Source organism: Nonomuraea ferruginea, assembly GCF_039540635.1.
GTDB lineage: Bacteria > Actinomycetota > Actinomycetes > Streptosporangiales > Streptosporangiaceae > Nonomuraea > Nonomuraea ferruginea.
The window spans coordinates 276,092-299,502 of the sequence record NZ_BAABFD010000007.1 but is presented as its reverse complement, the minus strand read 5'-3'; the positions used below and the strand labels follow the sequence as shown (position 1 = coordinate 299,502).

23 protein-coding genes and 1 pseudogene are annotated in these 23,411 nt (G+C 66.4%); 10 read left to right on the top strand and 14 right to left on the bottom strand.

The window, feature by feature from the left end:
- The 4 genes and pseudogenes from ABD999_RS16175 to ABD999_RS16155 form a co-directional block, all read right to left on the bottom strand.
- A complete protein-coding gene (locus ABD999_RS16175) occupies positions 1–210 on the bottom strand; it encodes a hypothetical protein (RefSeq protein ID WP_271275002.1) in 210 nt (69 codons plus the stop codon).
- Positions 211–286: 76 nt separating this feature from the next.
- Positions 287–943 (bottom strand): annotated as a pseudogene (locus tag ABD999_RS43925) (MFS transporter); the annotation flags it as partial.
- 210 nt (positions 944–1,153) lie between these two features.
- Positions 1,154–2,056 carry a polysaccharide deacetylase family protein gene (locus ABD999_RS16160; protein WP_271275005.1) on the bottom strand — a complete coding sequence of 301 codons (903 nt, stop codon included), beginning with the start codon at positions 2,054–2,056 and terminating at the stop codon, positions 1,154–1,156.
- Positions 2,057–2,154: 98 nt separating this feature from the next.
- Positions 2,155–2,664 (bottom strand): hypothetical protein, encoded by a 510-nt coding sequence (locus ABD999_RS16155; RefSeq protein ID WP_271275006.1) that lies wholly within the window; start codon positions 2,662–2,664, stop codon positions 2,155–2,157.
- A 199-nt stretch (positions 2,665–2,863) separates the two neighbouring features.
- On the opposite strand from ABD999_RS16155, the gene ABD999_RS16150 reads away from it, so the two are divergent.
- Together ABD999_RS16150 and ABD999_RS16145 are read left to right on the top strand one after the other, a co-directional pair.
- Complete coding sequence (locus ABD999_RS16150; protein ID WP_271275007.1) at positions 2,864–5,017, top strand: glycoside hydrolase domain-containing protein; 2,154 nt, start codon at positions 2,864–2,866, stop codon at positions 5,015–5,017.
- Positions 5,018–5,028: 11 nt separating this feature from the next.
- Entirely contained in the window at positions 5,029–5,658 is a 630-nt protein-coding gene (locus ABD999_RS16145; RefSeq protein WP_271275008.1) for a hypothetical protein, read from the top strand.
- On the opposite strand, the gene ABD999_RS16140 is transcribed toward ABD999_RS16145, so the two are convergent.
- Together ABD999_RS16140 and ABD999_RS16135 are read right to left on the bottom strand one after the other, a co-directional pair.
- Complete coding sequence (locus ABD999_RS16140) at positions 5,659–6,504, bottom strand: winged helix-turn-helix domain-containing protein (protein ID WP_271275009.1); 846 nt, start codon at positions 6,502–6,504, stop codon at positions 5,659–5,661.
- Positions 6,505–6,821: 317 nt separating this feature from the next.
- On the bottom strand, positions 6,822–7,757 hold the full coding sequence (locus ABD999_RS16135; protein ID WP_271275010.1) for an endonuclease/exonuclease/phosphatase family protein: 936 nt from the start codon (positions 7,755–7,757) through the stop codon (positions 6,822–6,824).
- A gap of 294 nt (positions 7,758–8,051) precedes the next feature.
- Here ABD999_RS16135 and ABD999_RS16130 point away from each other — a divergent pair, with 294 nt between their 5' ends.
- From ABD999_RS16130 to ABD999_RS16120, 3 genes are all read left to right on the top strand, one after another.
- Positions 8,052–8,981 carry an ArsR/SmtB family transcription factor gene (locus tag ABD999_RS16130; RefSeq protein WP_271275011.1) on the top strand — a complete coding sequence of 310 codons (930 nt, stop codon included), beginning with the start codon at positions 8,052–8,054 and terminating at the stop codon, positions 8,979–8,981.
- 91 nt (positions 8,982–9,072) lie between these two features.
- Positions 9,073–10,275 (top strand): MFS transporter, encoded by a 1,203-nt coding sequence (locus ABD999_RS16125; protein ID WP_271275012.1) that lies wholly within the window; start codon positions 9,073–9,075, stop codon positions 10,273–10,275.
- Positions 10,272–10,709 (top strand): NUDIX domain-containing protein, encoded by a 438-nt coding sequence (locus ABD999_RS16120; RefSeq protein ID WP_271275013.1) that lies wholly within the window; start codon positions 10,272–10,274, stop codon positions 10,707–10,709. The genes ABD999_RS16125 and ABD999_RS16120 overlap by 4 nt, the downstream gene beginning before the upstream one ends.
- Before the next feature lie 72 nt (positions 10,710–10,781).
- On the opposite strand, the gene ABD999_RS16115 is transcribed toward ABD999_RS16120, so the two are convergent.
- The gene (locus tag ABD999_RS16115; protein WP_271275014.1) at positions 10,782–10,982 is read right to left on the bottom strand and encodes a DUF397 domain-containing protein; all 201 of its coding nucleotides are present in this window, start codon (positions 10,980–10,982) and stop codon (positions 10,782–10,784) included.
- 129 nt (positions 10,983–11,111) lie between these two features.
- Here ABD999_RS16115 and ABD999_RS16110 point away from each other — a divergent pair, with 129 nt between their 5' ends.
- Complete coding sequence (locus tag ABD999_RS16110) at positions 11,112–12,182, top strand: DUF4236 domain-containing protein (RefSeq protein ID WP_271275015.1); 1,071 nt, start codon at positions 11,112–11,114, stop codon at positions 12,180–12,182.
- 173 nt (positions 12,183–12,355) lie between these two features.
- Here the strand turns inward: ABD999_RS16110 and ABD999_RS16105 are convergent, their stop codons facing one another.
- The gene (locus ABD999_RS16105) at positions 12,356–12,565 is read right to left on the bottom strand and encodes a DUF397 domain-containing protein (protein WP_333485683.1); all 210 of its coding nucleotides are present in this window, start codon (positions 12,563–12,565) and stop codon (positions 12,356–12,358) included.
- Positions 12,553–13,368, bottom strand: a complete 816-nt coding sequence (locus ABD999_RS16100; protein WP_271275016.1) for a helix-turn-helix domain-containing protein — start codon at positions 13,366–13,368, stop codon at positions 12,553–12,555. Before ABD999_RS16100 ends, ABD999_RS16105 begins: the two co-directional genes overlap by 13 nt.
- Before the next feature lie 193 nt (positions 13,369–13,561).
- Between ABD999_RS16100 and ABD999_RS16095 the strand changes: the two genes are divergently transcribed.
- The 3 genes from ABD999_RS16095 (at position 13,562) to ABD999_RS16085 (ending at position 16,634) form a co-directional block, all read left to right on the top strand.
- Positions 13,562–14,008 (top strand): ATP-binding protein, encoded by a 447-nt coding sequence (locus ABD999_RS16095; protein ID WP_271275017.1) that lies wholly within the window; start codon positions 13,562–13,564, stop codon positions 14,006–14,008.
- A gap of 401 nt (positions 14,009–14,409) precedes the next feature.
- A complete protein-coding gene (locus ABD999_RS16090; protein ID WP_271275018.1) occupies positions 14,410–15,345 on the top strand; it encodes a NaeI family type II restriction endonuclease in 936 nt (311 codons plus the stop codon).
- Between the two features lie 56 nt (positions 15,346–15,401).
- Complete coding sequence (locus ABD999_RS16085) at positions 15,402–16,634, top strand: restriction endonuclease (protein WP_271275019.1); 1,233 nt, start codon at positions 15,402–15,404, stop codon at positions 16,632–16,634.
- A 38-nt stretch (positions 16,635–16,672) separates the two neighbouring features.
- On the opposite strand, the gene ABD999_RS16080 is transcribed toward ABD999_RS16085, so the two are convergent.
- Entirely contained in the window at positions 16,673–17,194 is a 522-nt protein-coding gene (locus ABD999_RS16080) for a very short patch repair endonuclease (RefSeq protein WP_271275020.1), read from the bottom strand.
- Between the two features lie 70 nt (positions 17,195–17,264).
- Between ABD999_RS16080 and ABD999_RS16075 the strand changes: the two genes are divergently transcribed.
- The gene (locus ABD999_RS16075) at positions 17,265–18,530 is read left to right on the top strand and encodes a DNA cytosine methyltransferase (protein WP_271275021.1); all 1,266 of its coding nucleotides are present in this window, start codon (positions 17,265–17,267) and stop codon (positions 18,528–18,530) included.
- 238 nt (positions 18,531–18,768) lie between these two features.
- Here ABD999_RS16075 and ABD999_RS16070 read toward each other — a convergent pair whose 3' ends face one another.
- The 4 genes from ABD999_RS16070 to ABD999_RS16055 all read right to left on the bottom strand — a co-directional run bounded on the left by ABD999_RS16070 (position 18,769) and on the right by ABD999_RS16055 (position 23,287).
- Entirely contained in the window at positions 18,769–20,487 is a 1,719-nt protein-coding gene (locus ABD999_RS16070) for an IS1634 family transposase (protein WP_425571053.1), read from the bottom strand.
- 471 nt (positions 20,488–20,958) lie between these two features.
- On the bottom strand, positions 20,959–21,675 hold the full coding sequence (locus ABD999_RS16065; RefSeq protein WP_345482771.1) for an HNH endonuclease: 717 nt from the start codon (positions 21,673–21,675) through the stop codon (positions 20,959–20,961).
- A 486-nt stretch (positions 21,676–22,161) separates the two neighbouring features.
- Positions 22,162–22,734, bottom strand: coding sequence for a hypothetical protein (locus ABD999_RS16060; RefSeq protein ID WP_271275024.1), 573 nt, complete (start codon positions 22,732–22,734; stop codon positions 22,162–22,164).
- A 100-nt stretch (positions 22,735–22,834) separates the two neighbouring features.
- Complete coding sequence (locus tag ABD999_RS16055) at positions 22,835–23,287, bottom strand: hypothetical protein (protein ID WP_271275025.1); 453 nt, start codon at positions 23,285–23,287, stop codon at positions 22,835–22,837.
- Positions 23,288–23,411: the final 124 nt, after the last annotated feature.

Below are 23,411 nucleotides of genomic sequence, written 5' to 3'. Positions count from 1 at the left end.
TCACGCCTCCGTCTTCACGGGTACGGGCGAGCCCGCGTCCAGGCGGAAGGCGCCCACGGCCAGCCCGCCGGCGGCGAGCACCGCCGCGGCCAGCAGGTAGAGCCCGCCCGGCCCCCACCCGGCGTCCAGCAGCCGGCCGGCGACCAGAGGTGACAGGATCGCGCCGACGCGGCCGACGCCGATGCCCCAGCCGACGCCGGTGGCCCGCATCTCCGGCGGGTAGATCGAGGGGCGTCCAGCTCGCCACGAAGTAGAAGCCGGACATGCTCGTGAAGAAGCCGGCCCAGGTGAGCAGCGTGTTACGACGCCGCGCGGGCGACAGGAGCTGCCGCAGCCCGGGCGCGGGCCCGGCGGGCGCGTCCGGCTCGGGCATCGACCGCAGCGGCGGCTGCCGCATCGCGGCCAGCAGCGCGTTGAGCCTGTCGAGGGCGCCGGGCGAGCGCCGCGTGAGCAGGAAGTCGAGCGACTCGGGCAGCCTCCGGAGCACGGCGGCGACGAGCAGCGCGGTGGCGACCCCGCCGAAGGCGAACACCGAGCGCCACCCCGACGCGTTCTGCAGCACCACGGCGATGACGCCGCCCACCGTGCCGCCGACGGCGTAACCGGCGGTGTTCAGGCTGACGGCCAGGCCGCGCCAGCGCCGGTTGGCGTACTCGGCGGCGATGACGTTGCTGCCGGCGATGACGCCGCCGATGCCGACCCCGGTGACCAGCCGCAGCAGCCCGAGCTGGACGGCGCTCCCGGCCAGGGCCGACAGCAGCATGCCGGACGACGACACCGCCAGGCAGGCGAGGATCAGCGGCCGCCGCCCCGTCCGGTCGGCGACCGGCGCGAGGAACAGCGATCCCAGCGCCATCCCGACCAGCCCGGCGCTCAGCAGCAGGCCCAGCTCGGTCCCCGACAGCCGCCACTCGGCGGAGACCGCGGCGGCGGTGAACGACATGACGAGCACGTCGAACCCGTCGACGACGTTCAGCAGGACGCACACGGCGACCGCCGACCACTGCGATCGGGACATCGGGGCGTCGTCGATGCGGGCGCGCAGACGCGCGGGCGATGGGCTCATCCCGGCTCAGCCGTGGGTGAAGCCGTCGCGGAGGGCGTTCACCGGCGGCTCAGGGGTCCAGCTCATGCCTGCCAGTATGGCCCCGGCTCAGTGGACGTCGGCCGGCCGCGCCCGCTCCTTGAACGGGTAGCGGGCCCGGAAGTCCTTCTCCGCCTCGGCGAACGACATGAACTTCACGCCCTTGTGACCGCGCATGTGGTGGATCAGCCGTTCCAGCATCAGCAGCACCTGCGGCCGGCCGCTCACGTCCGGGTGGAGTGTGATGGGGAAGACCGCGTAGTCGAGCTCCCGGTAGACCCAGTCGAACTGGTCGCGCCACTGCTGTTCGAGATCGCGCGGGTTCACGAAGCCGTGGCTGTTCGGCGAGTTCTTGATGAACATCATGGGCGGCAGGTCGTCCAGATACCAGTTCGCGGAGAACTCGACCAGATCCACCTCCTCGCCGTGGACCAGCGGCTTCATCCAGGTCGAGGCGTCCTTGTCGTAGTCGATCCGCGTCCACTCCTCGCCGCGGCGGGCGTAGAAGGGCTGGAAGTCCCGGTACGACTGCGAATGGTCGTAGCTGAACCCGTACTTGAGCAGCAGGTCGATGGTGCGCGCCGACATCTCCCACCACGGCGCGACGTACCCGCTCGGCCGGACGCCGAACTCCTTGTCGAGCAGCTCGACGCTGCGCGCCAGCACGTCCTCCTCCTGCTGGGCGGACATCGCGACCGGGTTCTCGTGCATGTAGCCGTGCGCGCCGACGTCATGCCCGGCTTCGACGATCATGTGCGTCTGCCTCGGGAACGACTCCGCCGAATGCCCCGGTACGAACCAGCTCGTCCTGATGCCTTCCCGGGCGAACAACCGCAGCAGCCGCGGCGTCCCCACCTCGGCCGCGAAGACACCCCGCTGGATGTCGTTCGGTGACTCCTGCCCCCCGTACGAGCCGATCCAGCCGGCGACCGCGTCCACGTCTATGCCGAAACACACGTTGATGGCTTTCATGCCACGCACGTACCCGGAGCATCGCCGTGTACCGGTCATGAACAGGTGAACTACTGCACGGTGCGGTCCGGCGGCCGGACCGCACCCGCGGCGACGTCTCAGTACCAGCTCGTGCAGGTCCACGCGCTCTCGGGGATCGTGGACGGAGCGGAAGCCGTGATGTAGCCGGAGTGGCAGGCACGGAAGTTGTCATCGTTCGCGTTGCCCACCATGGACGTGTATCCGACACCGCCGTTGCAGGGGACCGACGACTGTATCCGGTAGTAGGTGTGCGTGGTGTACCAGCCGTAGGTGGTCCACTGCCGGCGCTGCACGCGCAGATGCGCGAACCCCTGGATGAGGTCGCAGTCGTCGCGCACGATACGCCCCCAGAACGCGCGGCAACCGGCGCCGTCCCGCAGTTGCAGGGTGTATCTCCCGCTGTGGAGGAAGAGCTCGCGCGGGGTGCCCGTGGCCGAGCAGCCCTCCGTGTTGGGGTTCTTCCCGTTGCAGGACGTGCCGGAGCAGGCGAGCGCCGTGGAAGGGCTCTCCGCCGCCGCCGGCGACACTCCGGCGACGGTCGCCGCGACGACCGCGGTGGCCGCGAACAAGGCCAGGCGTTTGAACATGTGCACTCCTTCTTCGATTCGGGATCAACGGAATTAGCGCACGGTCCCGAACCGGCGGACAAAGCTTTTGCGTCGTGCCGGAAAACCGCTGGCCGCCGCCGGCAGCGCGGTCGTAATCGGCGGCTGAACGCGGCTTTTGCGTTGACGCGGAAAGAGCTGGACCCGCCCGGCGCGCATCGGTCACGCTGCCCTCGTGTCGGTGACCATCAATGCACGCAGCACCTGGGCCGGTTACGTGACGGGCGTCACGGACGCGCAGAAAGCCCAGGCATTCGCCGCTCCGGTGCCTTCTTCCGGAGCCTGGGAGCCCTCGACCGGAGGCGTCTTCCTTCATCACCGGGGCAACCGCTCCTTCTCCCCCGGTTCCGAGGAAGACTGCAAGAAAGACGTGGCCGAGGTCTTCGCCCATGACGTGACCGGCGACTACGCCGATATCCAGTACAACTTCTTCGTCTGCCCGCACGGCATCGTCTACGAGGGCCGGGGCTACGAGCGGGGCGAGGCCAACTTCGGCGCCTACATCACCGTCGACGGCGTCAGCCTGGGCCGCAACACGGCCTTCTACTCCATCTGCGGGCTGCTGAGGTCGTGGGACCAGCCGACCGACGCCATGCTGCGGAGCATCAGGGACCTCATCGCCCATCTGCGCGGCGAGGCCCCGGCCAGTCGGCGGGCCGGTCGGCGCATCCTTCCTCACTCGGCCGGCTACGACACCGAATGCCCGGGCAATCTGACCCCGTACGCGACGAACGGCTCCCCCATCGACCCGGCGGTGTCATGGGACGAGGGCACGCTCATGGACATGAACGTGTTCGCCGCGCAGAAGTGGGTGAACACCAGGTACGACGGCGTGGCCCCGGGCTACGTCAGGGTCCTGGAGACGGGACGCACTGGATGGGCCACGGTGCTCTCGCTCACGCAGGCGCTCCAGCACGAGCTGGGCATCTCCCCGACGGTGCAGAGTTTCGGCCCGGCCACGATGCGGGCCGTGCAGGACCACCCGCTGCGCCCGGACACCGAGACGGATCCGAGCATCATCACCATCTACAACTACGCCCTGTGGTGCAAGGGTTACTACGCGACCGATCCGCCCTATATCTGGGACACCCGATCGCGCGACTCCTTCCAGGCGCTCATCGGGCACATGGGCCTGACCGGCGTCGTCATCACCAACGCGCTGTGGGCACGCATCGCCCGGGCGCTGCTCACCATGGACCAGTTCCGCCTCGTCCCGGGCGGAGACGCCGCCACCCAGGCGATCCAGCAACACCTCAACAAGCGTTACGTGGCCCAGCGGGCGATCCCGGCGATGAATCTCGTGCCGTGCGACGGCTATTACTCCCGTGAGGTGCAGAAGGGCCTGATGATGGCCATTCAGTACGAGCTGGGGATCGGGCTGAACGACATCAACGGCTACTTCGGGCCGGGCACGCAGTCGGGGCTCAGGACGAGGGGGGCGGGGACGCTCACCGGCGATTTCCGCCTGCTGTTCCGCGCCGCCTGCTTCTTCAACTCACCCACCTACGACAACGGGCGGCAGGTCCCGTACTCCTCCCAGGACATCTACACGGACACGCAGACCGCCACGCACACGAGCTGGCTGCGGACGTTCCAGAGCTTTTCCCAGATTCCCGTGACCGGGACCAACGACTACACGACATGGGCGCAGCTCCTCATCTCCGCGGGCGACACCGAGCGCGAAGCCACCGGCTGCGACTGCATCACCGAGATCACGCTTGAGCGCGGCCGGCTGCTCATGCAGAACGGCTACCGGATCGTCGGCCGTTATCTCGACGAGCACCTCCCCCCGAGCGACCCGGATTATCTCGGGAAGGCGCTCAAGCCCGGCGAACTGCAGAACATCTTCGCGGCGGGGCTGAGAATGTTCCCCATTTTCCAGTACAACGGGACCCAGCTGGCCAACTTCACCTACGACAAGGGCTACGACCAGGGCAGGAAAGCCGACGAGAAGGCCCGCGCGTTCGGCCTGCCACCGGGCGCCTGCATTTATTTCGCGGTCGACTACGACGCGCTGGACACCGAGATCACCAGCAATGTCGTGCCCTATTTCCGCGGGGTCAGGACGGCGCTGGAGCAACTCGGCGGCCGTTACCAGTTCGGGGTCTACGGCTCCCGCAACGTCTGCAGCCGCGTGTCCGCCGAGGCCGGCGCGCGCTGGTCCTTCGTCTCCGGGATGTCGTGGGGGTTCTCCGGGAACCTCGGCTACCCGTTGCCCGCCAACTGGTCGCTCAACCAGATCCGCGAGTACGCGTTCCAGCCCGGGTGGGGCCTGGACCGTAACGTGTGGCGCCAGGGCGGCGACCCGGGAGTTTCCTCCGTCGTCTCGCCATGAGGAGCGTTCACGTGATCACACGCCGCCGTTTCATCGCCGCCGGCGCCCTGGTGATGGCCGTACCCGTCCCCGTTCCCGGGAAAGCGGGCGAGTCGTTCACCGGCCGGCCCCACGACCACGGCGCGATCAGGACGTACGCGATCGAAGGCTCGCTCGCGACCGTGGCCCTGCGTGCCGGGGACGTCGCGACCGTGCTGCTCCACGTCGCCCGCCGATGGCACTACGAGATCGCCGCCGTGGACAGCGGAGAAGGCGGAGGCGTCTTCGGCTACAGGGCCGGCCAGGTCGTGGAGGCCCCGTTCGAGTCCGCCTACCTGTCGGGGACCGCCATCGCCATCCACCCGGCCGCCTATCCGCTGCGCGGCTCGGAGCGGCTCTGGCCTCACCAGGAGCTGATCGTACGAGACATCCTCGCCGACTGCGCGGGCACGGTGCGCTGGGGAGGTGACCTGACCCCGGTGAAGGCGTCGCACTTCCAGATCGACGTGGCGCCGGGCAGCAGGAAGCTGGCACGGGTCGCCGCGGAGCTCCGCACCGATCGGAGCGCGCCCGCCGTCCCCCTGGCGGGCGCGGCGGTCGATCCGGCGACACCCGCCCGGCGCGTCAGGGCCCGTGCGCTTCAGCGTACGCAAGGAGGCTGATCACAGCGGCCTGCCTTCGAGCAGGGCCTCCCCGAGAGGGGTGATCGCGTGCAGGACGGAAGATCCGTCACGTACCGTCAGAATCAGCCCGGCCTCGCGCAGGACCGTCGCCTGACGGCTGGCCGAGGCGGGGGAGATCCGCAGGGTCCGGGCGAGCTCGCCGGTGGTGGGGGCGCTCGTGGCGACGGCGAGCAGGGCGGCCGCGCGGGTCCTGCCCAGCAACGGCTCGACGCCCCTCCGCACCACCGTGGACCAGTGGTGCTGGTGGTCGATCGGGTAGATGAGGACGGGTGGGAGCTCCGGATCGGCCAGCGTGACGGAGGTGCGCTGGCAGAAGTACGACGGCACCAGCCTCAGCCCGCGCCCGCCCAGGTGGAGCACGGCGTCGATGTCGTACGCCACCTCGAGCACCGGGGGGCGCCACCGCATGAGCGTGCCCATCCCGGCCAGCAGTCCTTCGGTGCCGTGTTCCAGCATGTCGCGGGCCCGTTGGGCGCGGTCGGCGGCGACCGCCAGGTGGATGAGCTGGTGGCTCGGGGCGATGGCCGCGTCGTGGTAGGAACGGATGGCGGCGCTCACCCGGGTCAGCGTCTCCACGTCACCGTCGGCCAGGCTGGCGACCCAGCCGGGCAGGCGCCGATGCTGCGCCAGCCGCTCGAACTCCTCACGTAATCGGGCACGCGGCGTGGACATGATCGCGTCCAGGCCGCCGGCGAGACCGCTCTTCGACTCGTGCGGTGTGAGGAAGTCGGGCCAGTACGGGCCCAGCGGCGCGAGCACGTCCAGCAGGCGGGCGCCCGTCTTGACGCGCGCCATCCGCTCCGGGTCGGCCCGGAGGTCCCCCATCCAGGAACGATAAACCGGGCGAAGGCTTCGCTCCCTCAGCCGGAAGTGGCTCAGCACCACCTCCCACAAGGGATCGGGAGCGGCGGCGAGCGTGGTCCGCACTAAATCGTCCGCCGTAAAATGAATACGCAAAGTCCCCATCGGGAACCCCCCGTAGAGATGCGATGGCGTGCGCGGCAACCATCCTACGCGGGGCTTTTCCCAAGGGGGCGGGGGGTATATCCCCGCCGATCAGTCGACGTCAAGTTCGTGCGCGCCGCTTCCGGGTCGGGCAAGTCCCTCCCGAATCAGTGCCGTGAAGACAAAGGCGTCCGGGGTCACGGCTTGGTCAGGCGGATCAGCATGCCGTCGTGGTCGGTGTAGGTCAGCCCGTACAGGCTTCGGCTGACGAAGGTGAAGTCGTTGCTGAAGATGACGTGCTGCACGTCTCCGTCGCCCTTGCGGGTGTTGCCGCTGGGTACGCAGTTCTGCGCGTTCTCCGGGTCGGAGGTGTCGTACTCCAGGTTGAAGTCACCGCCGACGACCGTCTTGCCGGAGATGCCCTCCTGCGACCTGATGTAGGGCACGGCGCTGAACATCAGGGCCTGACACTGGGTCAGCGCGATCGGCTCGCTGTTCGCGCTCAGGTGGGTGGCGCAGGACAGGTGGTCGCCCACCGCGTAGGCGCAGGCGAAGGTGCGCACCTCGTTGCCGCTGTCCTGGGTCGTGTACTCGCCGACCCAGCCGTTGGCCCCCTGCCACAGGGCGGCGGGGACCCGGCCGAGGACGGCGTTGCCGTAGGTGCCGCCGTTCGTGCAGGTGATCGGGTTGCCCGTCGGCTTGTCGAGCGCCGGGTAGAAGACGGAGTAGGTCCAGTCGTTCGGCCAGGCCTCGGCGAGCGACGGCTGGAGGTAGTTGGGCAGGTCGACGGAGCAGATCTCGTTCAGCGTCACCAGGTCGGGGGCGAGGTAGTAGATCAGGTCGCCGCCTTCGTAGATCGACTGGCCGCCGGCGTAGCATCCGGCCTTGCCGCTGTTGCACAGGTTGAGCTGGAGCTCGTAGAACGACCGCGCGGCCTGCGTCCTGGCGGGCCGGTCCGGGCGGGCCGCGAGCGCCGACCTGGCCTGGCCCCCGCGGGCCTTCGCCGTCAGCGCCGCGGCCTCGGCGCCCATCGGCGCGACGCTCCGTACGGACAGGGGCTTGACCTGGACGGGCTCGGCGTGAGCGGGGCCGGCGAAGCCGGGCGAGGTCATGACGAGGGCGAGCGCGGACACTGCCGTTAACAGACGACGGGCGATCTTCACAGGCGCTTCCTCCATCGATGATCAACGGATCAGGACGCCCTCCATCGTGACCCCGGAGGATGAGGGTCGAAAGAGCCTTTGCGCTCTACCGCAAAAACGACAAAAGCCTCAAACCTGCTTGACTGGAGATTCTCACCGTGGTGTCGTGCCGGATGACAGGCGCTGTCAAACAACGGGGACGGAATGGGGACTCTGCGGATCCATTTCACTGCTGAAGACCTGACGCGCGTCACTCTCGCCGACGAACCCGACCCCCTGTGGGAAATGATCCTCACGCGGTTCCGCTTCCGTGACCGGGTGCGATCGCCGGCCTTCCGGCCCTGGTTCGAGGAGCTGCACGCCGACCCGGCCAGATCCTCCCGGATGCGGCGCGGAGCCCGCCTGCTCGACGTGCTGGTTCCGGCCGGGCCCTACTTCCCCGACTTCCTCACCCCGTACGAAGGACTTCTCGGACTGGACAGCGGCCTGGCCGCGCTGCTCCGCACCCCCACCCGGCGACTGGCCGCCGAGCTGCGCCTGCTCGCCCGCCACCGGCCCCTGCCCGGGTGGGTGCGCCCCATCGCCCAGGGCAACGGGCCGACGCTCCAGGAGATGGGAGCCGCGCTGCGCGACTACTACGAGGCGGCCGTCGCCCCGTTCAGGGAACTCGCCGGCTCCGCCATCGCCGCCGACCGCGCCTGCCGGGCCCGCGGCCTGCTCCGGGGAGGGGTCGAGGGGCTGTTCGCCGGGTTCGCGCCGCTCATGAGCTGGACGCCGCCCGTTTTGGAGACCGAGTACGTCGTCGACCGGGACCTGGTGCTCGGCGGGCGCGGCCTTCGGCTGGTGCCGTCGTACTTCTGCCAGCGGACGCCCATGACGCTGGCCGACCCCGAGCTGCCGCCCGTGCTGGTCTACCCGATCGAGCAACGGCACCGGTGGCGTCCGGCGGCCGAGCGCCGCGCCGACCTCGACGCGCTGATGGGCGCGAACCGCTCGGCCGTGCTGCACGCGCTCGACCACAGCGCCACGACCACGCAGCTCGCCCGCATGCTGCGGATCTCACCCACGGCGGCCAGCCGGCACGCGACGGTGCTGCGAGAGGCGGGACTGATCGACACCCGCCGCGACGGCACCGCGGTCCTGCACACGCTCACTCCCCTGGGCACGGCGCTCCTGGAAGGCACCACCGGCGGTGCTCAGCCGTCCGCGCGGTGAAGATCCGGGTGGCGACAAAAGGGTTGAACCGGGCAACCGACAGAGCCATGATCGAGCCTGGAGACGTGCCCGCGACGACACAAGGAGCCCGATGGACTCTCCCTCGATGCCGGACACGTCCGAGCCGGCCGGGGAGTCCGCACGACGCACCCCGTGGCTGACGATCGCCGTCATCTACCTCGGCGGGGTCGTCGCGGCGATGAGCTTCGGCAAGTTCTCCCCGGTCGGGCCGGAGGTGGCGGCCGAGCTCGGGCTGTCGCTGTCGCAGCTGGGCTGGGTGATCTCGGCCGTCGTCGGCGTCGGCGCCGCCGCCGGTCTGCCCGCCGGCTACCTCGTACGCCGCATCGGCGCGGAGCGGTCGCTGGTCGCGGGCCTTGCCCTGACCGCGGCGGCGAGCGCGGCGAGCGTGGCCGCGCCCGATTTCGGCTGGTTGCTGATCGCCCGGGTCGCCGAGGGCATCGGATATCTCCTGATCATCATCACCTGCCCTGCCCTGGTCGTCCGCCTGGCCACCGGACGCGACCGGGGCACCGCCCTGTCGATCTGGGCCACGTTCGTCCCGATGGGACTCGGGGCGAGCACGCTCGCGGGTGGCGCGCTGGCTTCCGCTCTGGGCTGGCGCGGCTGGATCGCGCTGGTCGCCGGTCTGACGCTGGCGATGGCGCTGGTCCTCTGGGCGCGCCTGCCGCGGGGGCCCGGACGGCAGGCGGCCGGCCCGCGCCCCCGGGCCGGGGCGCTGTGGTGGCCGCTGGTGCTCGCCGCGGCCTTCTGCCTGGCCATCCTGGTGACCCTCCCGGTGATCGTCCTGCTGCCCACGCTCCTCATCGAGCAGCAGGGCTACTCGGCCGCCGCCGCGGGCGCCCTGACCTCGGTGATCTCCGTGCTCAGCGCGATCGGCGGGCTGGCCGTGGGAGTGCTGCTCCGCCGGGGCATCCCGGTCGGCACCCTGGCGCTGACCGGGTTGCTCACCCTCCCGGCCGCCTGGCTCCTGTTCGGCGACCACGGCTCGGCGTCAGCCGCGCTGGCGGGCGCGGCGATCGTCTCCATCGAGAACGGGTTCCTGGGCGCCCTCGGCTTCGCCGCTCTGCCGCTGGTGCTGGAGCGCCTCGACCACGCGGACGTCGGCAACGGCGTGGTCGCCCAGGCGGGCAGCCTCGGATCACTGCTCGGCCCGCCGCTGTTCGGCCTGGTGGCGGCCGGGCTGGGCTTCGGGGCGCTCGTCCCGGCCATCGCCGTCGGCATCCTGGCCGCCGTCGGATTGCTGCTGCTGGTCGGCAGGCGGGCATCGAGATGATCATCGTGCGCGTCACCGGCATCCTCATCGAGGACGACCGGATCCTCCTGCTGGATCAGGACACCGACACCCGCTCCTGGACACTGCCCGGCGGGCGGGTCGAGGCGGGCGAACCGCTCGCCGACGCGCTGGTACGGGAGATGCGCGAGGAGACCGGGCTCGACGTGGAGGCCGGCCGGCTGCTGTACGTGTGCGACAACTTTCCGGGCGGTGGCCTCCACGTCATCCACATGACGTTCGAGGTCACCCGCGTGGGCGGCACCCTGGGGGTCGTCACCGAGGGCGTCGACACCAACCGGATCCGGGGCGTGCATTTCGTGCCGCTGGCCGAGCTGCCGGGGCTCGGGTTCGGCTCCCGGTTCGTCGAACTGGCCCAGGCCGGATGGCCAGGGGCGGGCTCGTACATGGGCGACAAGGCCAACATCGGGCTGTGACTCGGTGCGGGGGCAACCCCGGCCGGGCGTCTGGCCGTGGGCTGCCTGCGTACTGCCGGGAGTCGGCGGCGGTCAGGCCAGGTCGAACTCACCGTCCCTGACGCCGCCTACGAACGCTTTCCACTCACCGGGCGTGAAGATCAGCGCCGGGCCCTGAGGGTTCTTGCTGTCGCGTACGGCGACGATGCCGGGAAGGTTGGTCGCCACTTCAACGCACTGGCCGTTGTCGCCGCTGGCAGTCGCTTTGCGCCATTCCGCCTTCTCAAGATTCATGGGATCCATTTCCCTTACCTAGCCAGACATAGACACCTTGAACTGGGCTATTCTGCGTTCGGCAATGTGACACGCTGAGCCGCATAAATCAGCATAAGTCCAAGCACCCCCGAGCGATAAGGACAGCCCATGGGCTTCTACACTCGTACGAGCCTGCGCGCTGGACCGTTCCGATTCACCATGTCCCCGTCAGGCATGGGTGTCTCGGTAGGCGTTCCCGGTTTCAGAGTGGGGACCGGCCCGCGAGGCAACTACGTGCACATGGGCCGCGGTGGAATCTACTACCAGAGCACGATCGACAAGCCCGCGCCTCATTCGTCGCCGCGCCCACGGCCCTACATCCCCCCGTCCAGTTCCGTGGTGATGGAGGACGTAACCGGAGCATCAGTCCAAGAGCTAGTGGCCGGCAACCGCAGCGATCTGGTCAACCAAATCCAGGTCGCAGCCCGCCGACGACCGCTCTGGCCATTCGCCCTCGGCGCCCTCCTTGTTCTCGGCCTCATCCTCGGACGTTGGGGCCTGCTCCTGATCCTTGTCGGCGTCCCGGCGATCGTCTGGCTGGCGATGCGCGACCAGGCCAGACGGTCGGTCGTCGTCATGTACGACGTCAACGACGACATGGCGCGACGATTCGAAGACCTCGTACAGGCCGTCGGAGCCCTGCGACAGGTCGGAGGCTTCTGGCTGATCACCGCATCCGGTGCCGTCCAGACGCCGTACCAGTACAAGGTGAATGCCGGCGCGTCGACCCTTCACCGCCGCCGGGCGGCTGCGGCCAGCATGAACGGACCAAGAATCCTGGTCACCAACGTCGCCATTCCGACGCTGACCTCGGGCGAAAGATCCGTCCACTTCCTCCCCGACCGGGTGCTTCTCAGGGAGGGGAAGCACTTCGCCGACATCCCCTACCAGCAGTTGGAGCTCTCGGCCGAGGAGGTGCGGGTCATCGAGGAGGGCGCTCTCCCCCGCGACGGTGAGATCGTGGACCGGACCTGGCAGTACGTGAACGTCAAGGGAGGGCCCGACCGTCGCTTCAAGGACAACCGGCAGCTTCCCGTGATGAGATACGGGCGCCTTACCCTCTATAACCATCACGGACTGCACATGATCTGGGACGCCTCTCAGTTCAGGGCCGTCCACGCCACCGCCCAGGCGTTGACGAACGCGGCATCGGCGCAGCCCCCGATCATCCCGTCATAGAGTGGCCCACCCGTGTAGCCGGTGTACGAGGGCCACAGTTCAGGGAGTTCGCAGCGGCGCACGACACATCTGCTGAGTGCGCCGTGGGCAGCCCGACCGGACACTCCGGTAGCAGGCTGCCAGGCGTACCCTGCTGGATTGGTCCCAGTCGAGCGTCAGGAAGCCGACGAAGGTCAGGCCAGGTCGAACTCGCCGTCCCGGACGCCGCCAACGAATGCCTTCCACTCACCGGGCGTGAAGATCAGCGCCGGACCCTGGGGGTTCTTGCTGTCGCGTACGGCGACGACACCAGGAAGGTTGGTCGCCACCTCCACGCACTGTCCTACGTCGCCGCTGGCCGTGGCCTTGCGCCATTCAGCCGCTTCTAGATTCAGCTTGCCCATTTAGCCGCCGCCTCTTCAATCGCCCTTTGTGACACGGATTGGGAGTGTGCGTCCGCTCTGATTGTTTCATATCGCACCTTGAGCTGCGCGACCACACCATAGTCGCCAGTGACATGCCCGGACAGCAAAGAGTCCGTGGAAGCGATCTCCGCACCATCGCGCAGGCGGGCCAGCACGAACGCGGTCACCATGCCGACTATGCAACCGGCGTCCACCGGCACGATCTGGATGGTGATGCGCGGGTGATGGGAGAGCTCCAGGAGATAACGAAGCTGGGCCGCCAGGATCGCCGCGCCGCCGATCGGCCGGTGAAGCACGTTCTCGTCGATCAGGGCCAGGTAGATCGGACCGCCGGGAGCGTCGAACAACTGGACTCGTTGCGTACGAGCCAGCACTCGCTCCTCCAATTGTTCGGGGGGAGAGGTGGAGGAGAGGAGAGCTCGCGCGTATTCGGGAGTCTGCAGGCACCCCGGGATCAGCAGCGGATCCCAGGATTGAAGGATGACAGCTTCGGGCTCGATCTCCTCCACCCAGCGGGCGAACCAGCCGAGGTTCGGCGAATGGGATATCTGCTTGAATAGACCCACGAAATGCCCGTCCACCTGGAAGGCCCGATCGAGCCCTTCCGCGAAGTCACGTGTGGGTGCCCGCCGCCCTCTTTCGATGTGACTGATAAGGGACGTGTGACAGCACATTCGGGCACTCAGCGCGATCTGCGACAGACCGGCTTCCTTGCGATGCCGTTCAAGTTCCTGGGCAAAGCGAGCCCGAGGAGACATAGGGCCACTGGTATCGATGTCCACTCTGTTCCCTCCCGCCAGCGAATATCACCGACCGTGACGGTACAACTACACTCTAACGACCCGCAATATCTTTCTCGTGTCTTTTTTTGTCGCTCATATTTCACGAGGTAAAGCCCCTATAGGCTCTGACGAATCCGCATGCTTGGACTCCACGCAGGCTTACAAGACGCACTGTCTGTCACGGGAGGTTGGCATGAGCGTCGCTTCACCGGCGACCTGGCGCAATTACACCGAACTGCCGGTCCACCCGCTCTCGGTGTCCCTCGCGCGGAAGCACGTGGCGCGCGTGCTGACGGATTGGGGGCGCGAGACCCTCATCGACGACGCTCAGCTCGCGATCAGCGAGTTGGTGACGAACGGCATCAAGGCATCTGATCCCAGCGAGGACGAGGTCGCAATATACGGGACACTTGCCGGGTCATACCGGCGCGTGCGGGTCGGACTTCATCAGGCGGACGCCGGCGTCGTTCTGGAGGTGTGGGACTGCAGCCGCCGTCCCCCGAAACTGCGCTGCCCTGAGGCGGAGGCGCTCGGTGGTCGGGGCCTGTACGTGGTTGACGCCGTGGCCTCTAGTTGGGGGTACCGGTGGCCGAGGACGGGCGGGAAGGTCGTCTGGGTTCTGCTGGGTGAGTCGTCGTGATCGACCCGGACGACTGGGACTGCCCGCAGTTGGCCCCGCATCCGCCGGGACGCATCGGCGTGCCGACTACGCCGCTCGACTGGACGGCTGAGCGGCCGTATCGGTCGCGGGTGCTGGGCTACACCTGCTCCTGCCGCACGATCGTGTACGAACTGCTCGCGTCCGGTGGCATGTACGTGATCCGCCGTACGTACCAGACCACTCCCCCACGAGTCGCGTACGCCGGGCCGTGGTCGCGACGTGTCGCGGAAAAAATGTGGAACTCGGTCCTGACTGGGGACGCGAGTTTACCGAGGTCAGGCCAATAGCAACGAGGCACTCATAGCCGCCACCTGCGACCTCCCACCGGCAGAGCCCTGCGCCAGCCGTTCGGGCCCGGAACATCCGGCTAGATTCGTCTCGTGCTCTTCGATCTCAGCGCCCCAGACTCGCCGATGGAAGCTGTACTCGACCACCTGATGACCGCTGATCCAGACGGCAGCAGGATCAGCCGGGCTATCCGGCGAAGCTTCGACATGCTTCTCGACGGCCAGCACACCGGCCGGTTCCGTTGGGAGGAGCTCCACAAGACCGAGAAGACTCACTGCGGCACTTTGGTTGAGATCAATCTGCAGCGTGAGTTCGGGTTCGAAGGCGGGGAAGTCCTGGACTACGCCATCGAAGGCGTCGAGGTTGACTGCAAGTACTCGCAGGGGCTCGCCGACTGGATGATTCCGCCGGAGGCCGCCGGTCGGCTGCTCCTCGGGCTCTGGGCTAGCGACCAAGAGGGCAAGTGGAGCGCTGGTCTTGTCCGCGCTAGCGAAGAGCACCTAAATCCTGGAGGAAACCGGGACGCCAAGCGCACCCTCAACCGGCGAGGAAGAGCATCGATCCGCTGGCTGTTCAAGGACGCCCCTCTTCCAGAGAATGCTCTCCTGCGGCTCCCCTCCAAGGACATCGATGCGATCTTCGGTGCCGGGAGCGGGCAACAGCGCGTCAACGAGCTGTTCCGCCGTGCCCAGCGCCGTCCCATCAGCAGGAACGTCGTGGCTACTGTGGCCATGCAAGAGGACTACATGAAGCGCGTCAGGGGCAATGGTGGCGCTCGGAGCGCCCTTCGTCCCGAGGGGATCGTCATATTTGGCCAGTACAAGAACCATGTACAGACGGCGACTGCACTCGGGCTTCAGCCTCCCGGTCCGGGAGAGTCGATGAGCGTGCGCCTGGCGAAGCGCCGGCCCCATCATGGGGATACCCGCTACATCGAGCTGGATGGCGAACAGTGGGTGATCGCTCTAGACGTGGATCCAGCAGTCCAGGGCCCCTTACTCCCCAACATTGGAGCCCTGGGCCAGTAGATCCCCACCAAGAGTGCCAATGCCGCAATCTTGGACACATTGGATAACCTCCCTCTGTGGGGGTTGTAGATCACGTAGTGCCCTTTGCCGGACTGGCAACGGCCGACCTCGTGCTGGACGCTGTCTATGCAGGCGGCAGCTCTGGCAACGTGCGAGATGATCCCCTGGCACACCTCCTGCCGGGGGTCGGCAACCAAGGCGGCTTCCGGTTCAGTGGTTCGCCGACGCGACAGAACGTGCGCTTCGCGGTCCTCTTCACTACCGGCAACCAGCCCGACTGGCCGGACGAACTCGACCCGCGTACGGGCATCTTCACCTACTACGGCGACAACCGGCATCCGGGCACAGATCTTCACGACACCCCGCGCCGCGGCAACCTCCTCCTCCGCGATGCCTTCGGCTGGAACCGAAGCGCCAGTCGTGCGAAGGTGCCACCATTTTTCTTGTTCGAGAAGGCCTCACCTGCGGGACGCAACGTCCGTTTTCGCGGCTTGCTCGCACCCGGCGGAGCTACGCTGACCTCGGACGACGAACTGCAGGCCATCTGGCGCTCCACTCGCGGCTTGCGGTTTCAGAACTACCGGGCTCGCTTCACGATCCTGGATGTGCCAAGGGTCACACGCGAGTGGATCGCTGATCTCGCCAATGGGATCCCGCTAAGTGTCAACTGTCCAGGGCCTTGGCGCGCATGGGTGGAAGCGAACACCTACCAGCCTCTGCTGGCGCCCTCCACCACCATCGTTCGGAGTACAGCGGAGCAACAGCCCGATGCTGCTGGCAAGCAGATAGTCGCCACGATCCACCAACACTTCGCCAGCCGCCCTCATGACTTCGAGGCTTGCGGCGTCGAGATCTGGCGAATGATGGCTCCCTCCACAGGCATCTGCGAACTCACCCCCCGCAGCAGGGACGGTGGCCGTGATGCCGTTGGCGAGTACCTGCTCGGCCCCGCTAGTGATCGTGTCGCTGTGCAGTTCGCACTGGAGGCCAAGTGCTACACAATGACCCACTCGGTGGGCGTTAAGGAGGTCGCACGGCTGATCTCACGGATCCGGCATCGCCAGTTCGGCGTCTTCGTGACCACCTCGTACTTCAACCCTCAGGTGTACAGGGAGGTTCGTGATGACGCGCATCCGATCATCCTGGTCTGCGCTCGCGACATCATCGACACTCTGCGCAGTCACGGGTACGGCGATGTGCAGGCCGTACAGGCTTGGCTCGATCACCGGTTTCCGGGCCCAAATGATCCGAATGGTGCGCATACTGGACTGCCGGATGCTTCGCCATAACCCGAGGCCAGGACGCATGCGCGATCCTCAGGAATTTGTCAGCGACTCCCGCTATTATCGCTCACGTGTTCGGGACCGGGATCTACCGCAGCGACCACTGTCTCTACGGCAGAGGTGAGGTCTTCGTGTTCCCACAGGCGGACAACTCGCCAGCCGGCGGCTTCCAGGGCCGCATTGACGATCCGATCGCGCTCCATGTTCCGGCGAAGCTTCGGCGTCCAGTACCACTCGTTCGTCGTGGGATGGCGACCGTGGACGGGACAGACATGCCAGAAGCAACCGTCCACGAACACAGCGACCTTCCGGGCCGTGAAGACGATGTCAGGCCGGACTTTCACGTCGCCGAGATCAAGGCGAAGATCCTTACGGTACCGATAGCCAAGCCGATGCAGGGCGCTACGGAGCACCACCTCCGGCTTGGTGTTAGATCGCCGGTTCGCTTGCATGTTCCTCGATCGGCCCTCGTTCAACGGGGCAGGGTAGATCCCCCGCTCATGGGCCTGCTCGCGGGCTTGAAGTTTTTTACGGTCAGACACATCCACACCGGTAAGCGCACGCATCGCTGTCTTTGCAGCAAAGATACAGCTGGCCGTCTGGCTGCGCTGCGCCCAGGCAACGAAAGGGGTCCCCGTGACCGAACTTCGCGTCATTGAGATCTGCGCCGGGGCCGGCGGCCAGGCCCTCGGCTTGGAGCGAGCGGGCTTCAAGCACGAGCTCTCGGTCGAGCTGGACGAGAACGCGGTAAACACGCTGCGCCACAACCGTCCAGAGTGGAAGGTGGCCCAGGGCGATGTCGCTGATCTCAACGTATGGGATCCCACTGACTACGCTCCTCAGCCCGGCACCCCCGCCATCGACCTGCTGGCAGGCGGAGTCCCGTGCCCTCCGTTCACCATCGCTGGCAAACAACTCGGAGCGACAGACGAGCGCGACCTCTTCGCCTGGGCGGTCGAGCAAGTCAACATCATCAGGCCCCGCGCTCTCATGCTGGAGAACGTCCGCGGCCTGAGCATGCCCCGCTTCACTGGATACCGTCAGCACGTGCTCGATCGGTTGCAGGAGTTCGGCTATGCCGCTGAGTGGCGGCTGCTCCATGCAGCCGACTACGGCGTGCCTCAGCTGCGGCCACGGTTCGTACTCATTGCCATGGCCCCAGAAGATTTTGCCTACTTCCACTGGCCCGAGCCCATCGGAGACCCGCCCACTGTAGGCGAGACGCTGCTTCCGCTGATGTCAGCGAACGGCTGGAAGGGCGCAGAGGATTGGGCCCACCGGGCGAGCGACATTGCGCCGACGATCGTGGGCGGCTCCAAGAAGCATGGTGGCGCGGATCTAGGCCCAACGCGGGCGAAGCGCGCATGGGCAGAGTTGGGTGTCGACGCTATGGGCATCGCTAACGCAGCCCCAGGACCAGACGACACATTCGCTGTTGGGCCGAAGCTGACCTGCGAGATGGTTGCCAGGATCCAAGGCTGGGACGGCCAAGAGTTCAAGTGGCACTTCACCGGCAGGAAGACCTCAAACTACCGCCAGATCGGTAATGCCTTCCCGCCGCCTGTTGCCAAGGTCCTTGGTGAAGCAATCGCAGCAGCTCTCAACCACACTGCGGAGCGCCGTGAGCGCGATCTGGACATCGAGCACGACCTCATCTACCGAGCACTGCGCGACAAGGACGACTTCATGACGGCGGCCCAGATCTGCCGCGCAACCGACCTCACCTTGGAGCCTCACGAACTGGAGCGCAGGATCGCCCTGCTTGGGCGGGACTTCCACATCGAAATCCGCAACGGGAAACAGCCGCCCGCCTACAAGCTTGGCGCGTTCAAGGCGTTCCTTGGTCAAGAGGACCACATTCGGCACGACCGGTTCGACCAGAACCGATCCCGAATCAGCTAGTTGGCGCTAGGCAAATTATGATGATTTGAGCAAGTCGGATCCGTAGCGCTTGAGCATCTCTGTGCCCGCTTTCCAAGAGATCGAGGCCAAGTGCGCTATCCCAAGCAATGCCAGTCGCTCGCCACACCCGCGTTCCGCGTAATTCAGTGGCATGGAGGTCCGGATATGGGCCTGAGCTGGGCTGACATGGGTGTGGCCGCCTGGAGAGCGTTTCTCTAGGCGATGGTGTTCATGCTGGTCAGCGTGTTGCTGGTTGCAGGTCGATGACCTGCTTGGGGGCGGGGACGGCGAGCTTGGCCAGCAGGTCCTGCTGGGGCTTGGTCAAGGCGGTGACCTGCCGGAACAATCCGGCGGGGCCGGTGAAGGTGCCCAGGTGGAGCCGCTCCAGCTCGCGGCGGCAGGCAGGCCAGGTGCCGCCGGTAGTGGTCTCGATGATCCGCATCAGCAGGAGCGCCAGCCAGCAGAGGATGACATGGGCGCGGATGCGTTCTTCGAGCCGGTGATAGACCGGCCGCAGGTCGATGATCTGCTTCATGTCCCGCCAGCCGCGCTCGACCTCCAGCAGCTGCTTGTAGCCCAAGGCGATCTCCTCAGCGCTCAGATGGGGGTCGCTGCAGCGCAGCAGATACTTGCCGTCCAGGTTCTCCTCGGTCTTGATCTTCGCGGTATCGACTCGGAGCTTGCCGGCCGGGGTGGTGCGCAGGTAGCGGTTCAGGCCGGGCTTGGCGGCGATCTTCCCGCGCAGTTCGCCGCGCTTGAACTCACTCAGCGCATCGGATCCGTCGATCAGGTCGGTGAGCTGGGTGACCATCTGTTCACGCAGGTGCGCGTCACGCTGGGCCGCCTCAGGGTTGTGGCAGATGACGAACCGTTCGCTGTCGCTGATCCGTACTTCCTTGATCCGCATGTTGCCGGAGATCTCGGTGTAGCGGCCCTGCCGTGACAAGGCGGCCTTCACCTCGTCCGAGCCGGAGCGAAGTTTCTCGCCGATGATGTAGGAGTGGTCGCCTTGCCGCAGGTAGCGGCGGTTCTGCGCAGATGAGAAGCCGCGGTCGGTCACCCACACGATCTTGGATAGGGTCCAGTCCCGCATGTCGTCCTTGACCTGGCGGATCAGTTTCTGGTCGGAGGCGTTGCCGGGCCAGCACCAGCAGCGCACCGGGATCCCGTCCCTGGTGACGGCCATGCCGATGACGATCTGCGGCAGATCGTCACGGGAGTCCTTGGAGTTGCCGTAGGTCCGAAACCCCGCCGCTTGGCGGTCAGGCCCGTCGCCGGCCTCGTGCTCGGGCATCGGCTCGCCGTGATCGTCGCGGGCGACGGGCTCGTCGGCGTGCCCGAGTTCGAAGTAGGTGCTGGTGGTGTCGAAGAACAGCAGGTCAACCTCAAGATTGAGAAGGTTGGCGACCTCGTCGAACACCTGCTTTTCCAGGTCGTCTTTGACCTCGTGCAGCCAGTCCATCGCCCGGTAGCAGGTGTCGTCATCGGTGCCGGGCAAGCCGTCGATGTGGACGTCGTGGGTGATCCAGTCCGCGGCGGCCAGCTTTGAGGACGGTGCCAGCGCCCGGTTGGCGACCAGGCCGAACAGCACCCGCTCGGTGGTGGTCATGTTCCGGCGGCGGCCCCGCTTGGGCTGGCCGACCCGGCCGACGATCTGGTCGATCTTCAGCCGCTGCCACAGATGATCGAGGACGTAGGTGCCGCCGAACGGCACCGAGGAGGTGAACTCCAGGTCGGCAGCTGTCGTCGCGGCCAAGGTCTCGCCCGGTTCGAGCAGCCGTGATAGAGACGCGACCAGCCGCCGGACCGCCTCGCGATCCAGTTCGTCCTCGCGGCCGAAGGTGAACAAGACCTTCGGCACTGCCCGGCCCTTGATCGGATCCCACTCGTTATGGGCCAGGTGCAGGTACCGGACGGTGCCGGACTTGTTCTCCCGCTTCGTCGTCTTCACGTACACAGCTCTAGACCGTAGACGTATGTTCCAGGTCAGTGCAGCTGAACTGTCAAAATCGCGTCTCTAGGCGATTTTCGCTTGTCGGCCTCGTTCCCAGTCGTTGACCAGCACGTTCAGGCTGTGTCGGCCTCTAGGAACCCCGAATTACGCGGAACGCGGTGCCACAACCAGCATGGCAATTTGGCCATTCGATGTCGGCCGGTCGGCATCGGGATAGCGCTCAGCAGAAATATGGTCTCGTCGCTCATGTCCATCAAGCTCTAAGCCATACACTTCGGCCACATGATATCTTGATTGACATCCTCACCGGGACTCATGCGGGAGTTTGAGAAGTTCTGCCACGACATTTCCAGGAAGACTACGATTTTAGAAGATCGCTGGCGCAAGGCACATATGTCGTGATCAGCACCAGTCCATAGAAGTAGTACGTCGCAGTCCAACATGAAAAGTCGCCGACCTGAGGGCGTACAGAAGTCACCGATCCGATTGGGATGCTCGTTTGTTCGATGGATCTCGTCGACGGACCTCTGCTGCGATGGAACCCTCCGGCCAAGGTTTCCAGCCTGTTACGCGATACCAGACGCGGATCCGGCTTGTTTTAGGATCTTTCCTTTTCTTCGTCTCATAGGTCCAGCCAAGGAGGCGTAGCTCTCGTGTCCGCTTCCGCCAGTCCTCTTGATATTGCTTCATCGATGCGACAAGTTCGATCAATTCAGCGGGCACCCAGTCGCCTCGAAATGCCTTAATCAACTCCCCAATGCGCCCGTGCGGTTCAGGATGCTCGGCTGATTGACGAATTGCATCGGCGTATTGATCGTAATTGGCGAAGTATGCCTTCTTTCCGGCATTGCATTCTTCGCAGAGCGGTTGCAGATTGCTGATTTCGTCACTGCCGCCCCAATGCCGTGGAACCTTGTGGCCGACGACCATTACGACCTGGTGATCCAGAGGTGTGCGGCCGCACATGGCGCAGCGCTGTGGTGAGAGGACTTGCGCCCGGATAGCATCGCTGATGGCCTTCCTGGAACCGTTGGTGCGATTCTCTGCCCAACCCTCCAATACGTAACGGTACTCACCATTGATTTTTTTGGCCGGAGCTCTGAAGTGATCCCGAAGATCGCGTACGCGTCGGTCGGTCTGAGAGGGAGCTTCGCCTAGGACCTCCTGGAGGTGCGCACGGATCTCCCGCATCGTTGGAGGGTCGTCACGACGGTGGAATAAGTAGGCGTACAGGATTTGATGTGCCCGGGTAGGCAACACCTTGAGCTCAGGGGAACCAGGTTCAGGTAATGCTCTTGGTTTCATTGCTACTTCACCTCTGAGATCGGTGAGCAGAAGCCTCGGATATCCATGGTAGGTGAAGCGGTCCTATACTGGGATCTGAGCGCTGCGTACGGGAAACGTTACAGGGGGTTGTGCTCCAGCAACCGGCGAGATCGGCGACCGAGAGATGGAGCTGCGAAGCGGGTGAGTGACGGGTGCTATCAGCTGTACACCCCTACTAATAGATGCAGGGCGGGAAAGTTTATCGCGCGTGCCGCCGCAAAGATCCGGCCGGGCTGCGGCCAGAGTCCCAGCGCGTGCGCGCCGCTCACCAGCTCCACCCTGATCGACAGATCTGTCCTCGCCATGGCCTCCATTTTTCAGGAGGAGCGGCCCTCTCGCGTGCCCACCCGGTCACCCGCCCGGCCCAACCTCGTTGTTCGGAGCCCCGTCCCCGGTGGTCGGCAGGTCGCCGCGCTCGACCGGACTACGCCATGATGACGGCGATGCGGTCACGGCCGCCTGACGGGCACCGGCTACCGCCGTCTTCAGCGTCTCCCGGTTCACGTCGGTGACCTTCCCAGCCAGGAGGAGAAAGGCGTCACCTCTGACCGCGACGTACTCATGACGCCCGGCCGCCTCCCGATACCAGCCGCCATCATCAGGCGTGCACCGCACAGGAGCATCGACCGGCTCGGCGTCGGTGACGGGCCGCTCGCGGCAGACCGCGTCGTCGAAGGCGCCACGGTCGACGCGCAGTTGCACCTGCTTGCCGTCCGGTGAGACGTAGAAGGCCCCGAACCCTTCCTCACCAACCGCGCCGACGGACTGCTCCTGCAGCTCGTACCCAGGCAGATCCACGACGTAGATCAGCTCCGGATCGGTGCCCTGGCCGAGGGCCTGGTCGATGGCGGCCTGGCTGAGCACACCTTGCGCACCGCAGGCCGACACGGCGAGGAGCGCGACCATCAACGGAGCCTTCTTCATGACGCTCCCCCAAGTGCGGACACGTACGGGTGAACATACTGCGCCTGACGATCCCACGGGAGCAGCGGATTCAGAGGGAGCGGAGTCTTGGCGTGGCGACCTAGGGGTCTTCCAGGGGCCGCTGGTCCGGGGTGATGAAGACGTAGCCGCGGTTCGGCGGAACGCATTCATCGGGCAGGTTGAGGTGGTCGAAGCCGTCGGTGGTGTGGGGAGCGTACGAGTCCCCGTACAGACGCTCGCCTTCCAGGATTGTGCCGGCGTGGGGCACCTCGACGCCACGCTTCCCCTGCCGCATCACCGGCTTGCTGCCGGCGGGCCACACCGGGGCCGCGACTTCCCCTTCATAGCCGCTCTCCAAGGTCATGGTGAGGCACTTGCTCCTGGCGTCGTAGCCGAGGATTCCGGGGATGCTCATCTCAAGGCTGATGTCCCTCGGCGTGTCGACGATGACCTGTGGATCGCGGCCGACAAGCGTGATCTCGTCCGGCCCTCCACCGCAGGCCGTGATGGCCAGCGCGATGGTGACGCGTAACGCCATGGTGGGTCGTGGCATGGGAGAACCTCCTCGTACCGTCCTCGCCGCCGCGATCGGTCAGCGAGGAGTACGGGTTCGATGAGTGCCCAGGTTCATCCCGCGGAGGTCGTCATGGGGCCGGTATGCCGAGCGGGTCTGGTCA

Excerpts from the sequence above, each read along its gene's own strand:
- ABD999_RS16175 (WP_271275002.1), bottom strand. The coding sequence starts at position 210 with ATGCGGGCCACCGGCGTCGGCTGGGGCATCGGCGTCGGCCGCGTCGGC.
- ABD999_RS16160 (WP_271275005.1), bottom strand. The coding sequence starts at position 2,056 with ATGAAAGCCATCAACGTGTGTTTCGGCATAGACGTGGACGCGGTCGCC.
- ABD999_RS16155 (WP_271275006.1), bottom strand. The coding sequence starts at position 2,664 with ATGTTCAAACGCCTGGCCTTGTTCGCGGCCACCGCGGTCGTCGCGGCG.
- ABD999_RS16140 (WP_271275009.1), bottom strand. The coding sequence starts at position 6,504 with ATGGGGGACCTCCGGGCCGACCCGGAGCGGATGGCGCGCGTCAAGACG.
- ABD999_RS16130 (WP_271275011.1), top strand. The coding sequence starts at position 8,052 with ATGATCCTCACGCGGTTCCGCTTCCGTGACCGGGTGCGATCGCCGGCC.
- ABD999_RS16125 (WP_271275012.1), top strand. The coding sequence starts at position 9,073 with ATGGACTCTCCCTCGATGCCGGACACGTCCGAGCCGGCCGGGGAGTCC.
- ABD999_RS16120 (WP_271275013.1), top strand. The coding sequence starts at position 10,272 with ATGATCATCGTGCGCGTCACCGGCATCCTCATCGAGGACGACCGGATC.
- ABD999_RS16115 (WP_271275014.1), bottom strand. The coding sequence starts at position 10,982 with ATGAATCTTGAGAAGGCGGAATGGCGCAAAGCGACTGCCAGCGGCGAC.
- ABD999_RS16110 (WP_271275015.1), top strand. The coding sequence starts at position 11,112 with ATGGGCTTCTACACTCGTACGAGCCTGCGCGCTGGACCGTTCCGATTC.
- ABD999_RS16105 (WP_333485683.1), bottom strand. The coding sequence starts at position 12,565 with ATGGGCAAGCTGAATCTAGAAGCGGCTGAATGGCGCAAGGCCACGGCC.
- ABD999_RS16095 (WP_271275017.1), top strand. The coding sequence starts at position 13,562 with ATGAGCGTCGCTTCACCGGCGACCTGGCGCAATTACACCGAACTGCCG.
- ABD999_RS16080 (WP_271275020.1), bottom strand. The coding sequence starts at position 17,194 with ATGCGTGCGCTTACCGGTGTGGATGTGTCTGACCGTAAAAAACTTCAA.
- ABD999_RS16065 (WP_345482771.1), bottom strand. The coding sequence starts at position 21,675 with ATGCGGGAGATCCGTGCGCACCTCCAGGAGGTCCTAGGCGAAGCTCCC.
- ABD999_RS16060 (WP_271275024.1), bottom strand. The coding sequence starts at position 22,734 with ATGAAGAAGGCTCCGTTGATGGTCGCGCTCCTCGCCGTGTCGGCCTGC.
- ABD999_RS16055 (WP_271275025.1), bottom strand. The coding sequence starts at position 23,287 with ATGCCACGACCCACCATGGCGTTACGCGTCACCATCGCGCTGGCCATC.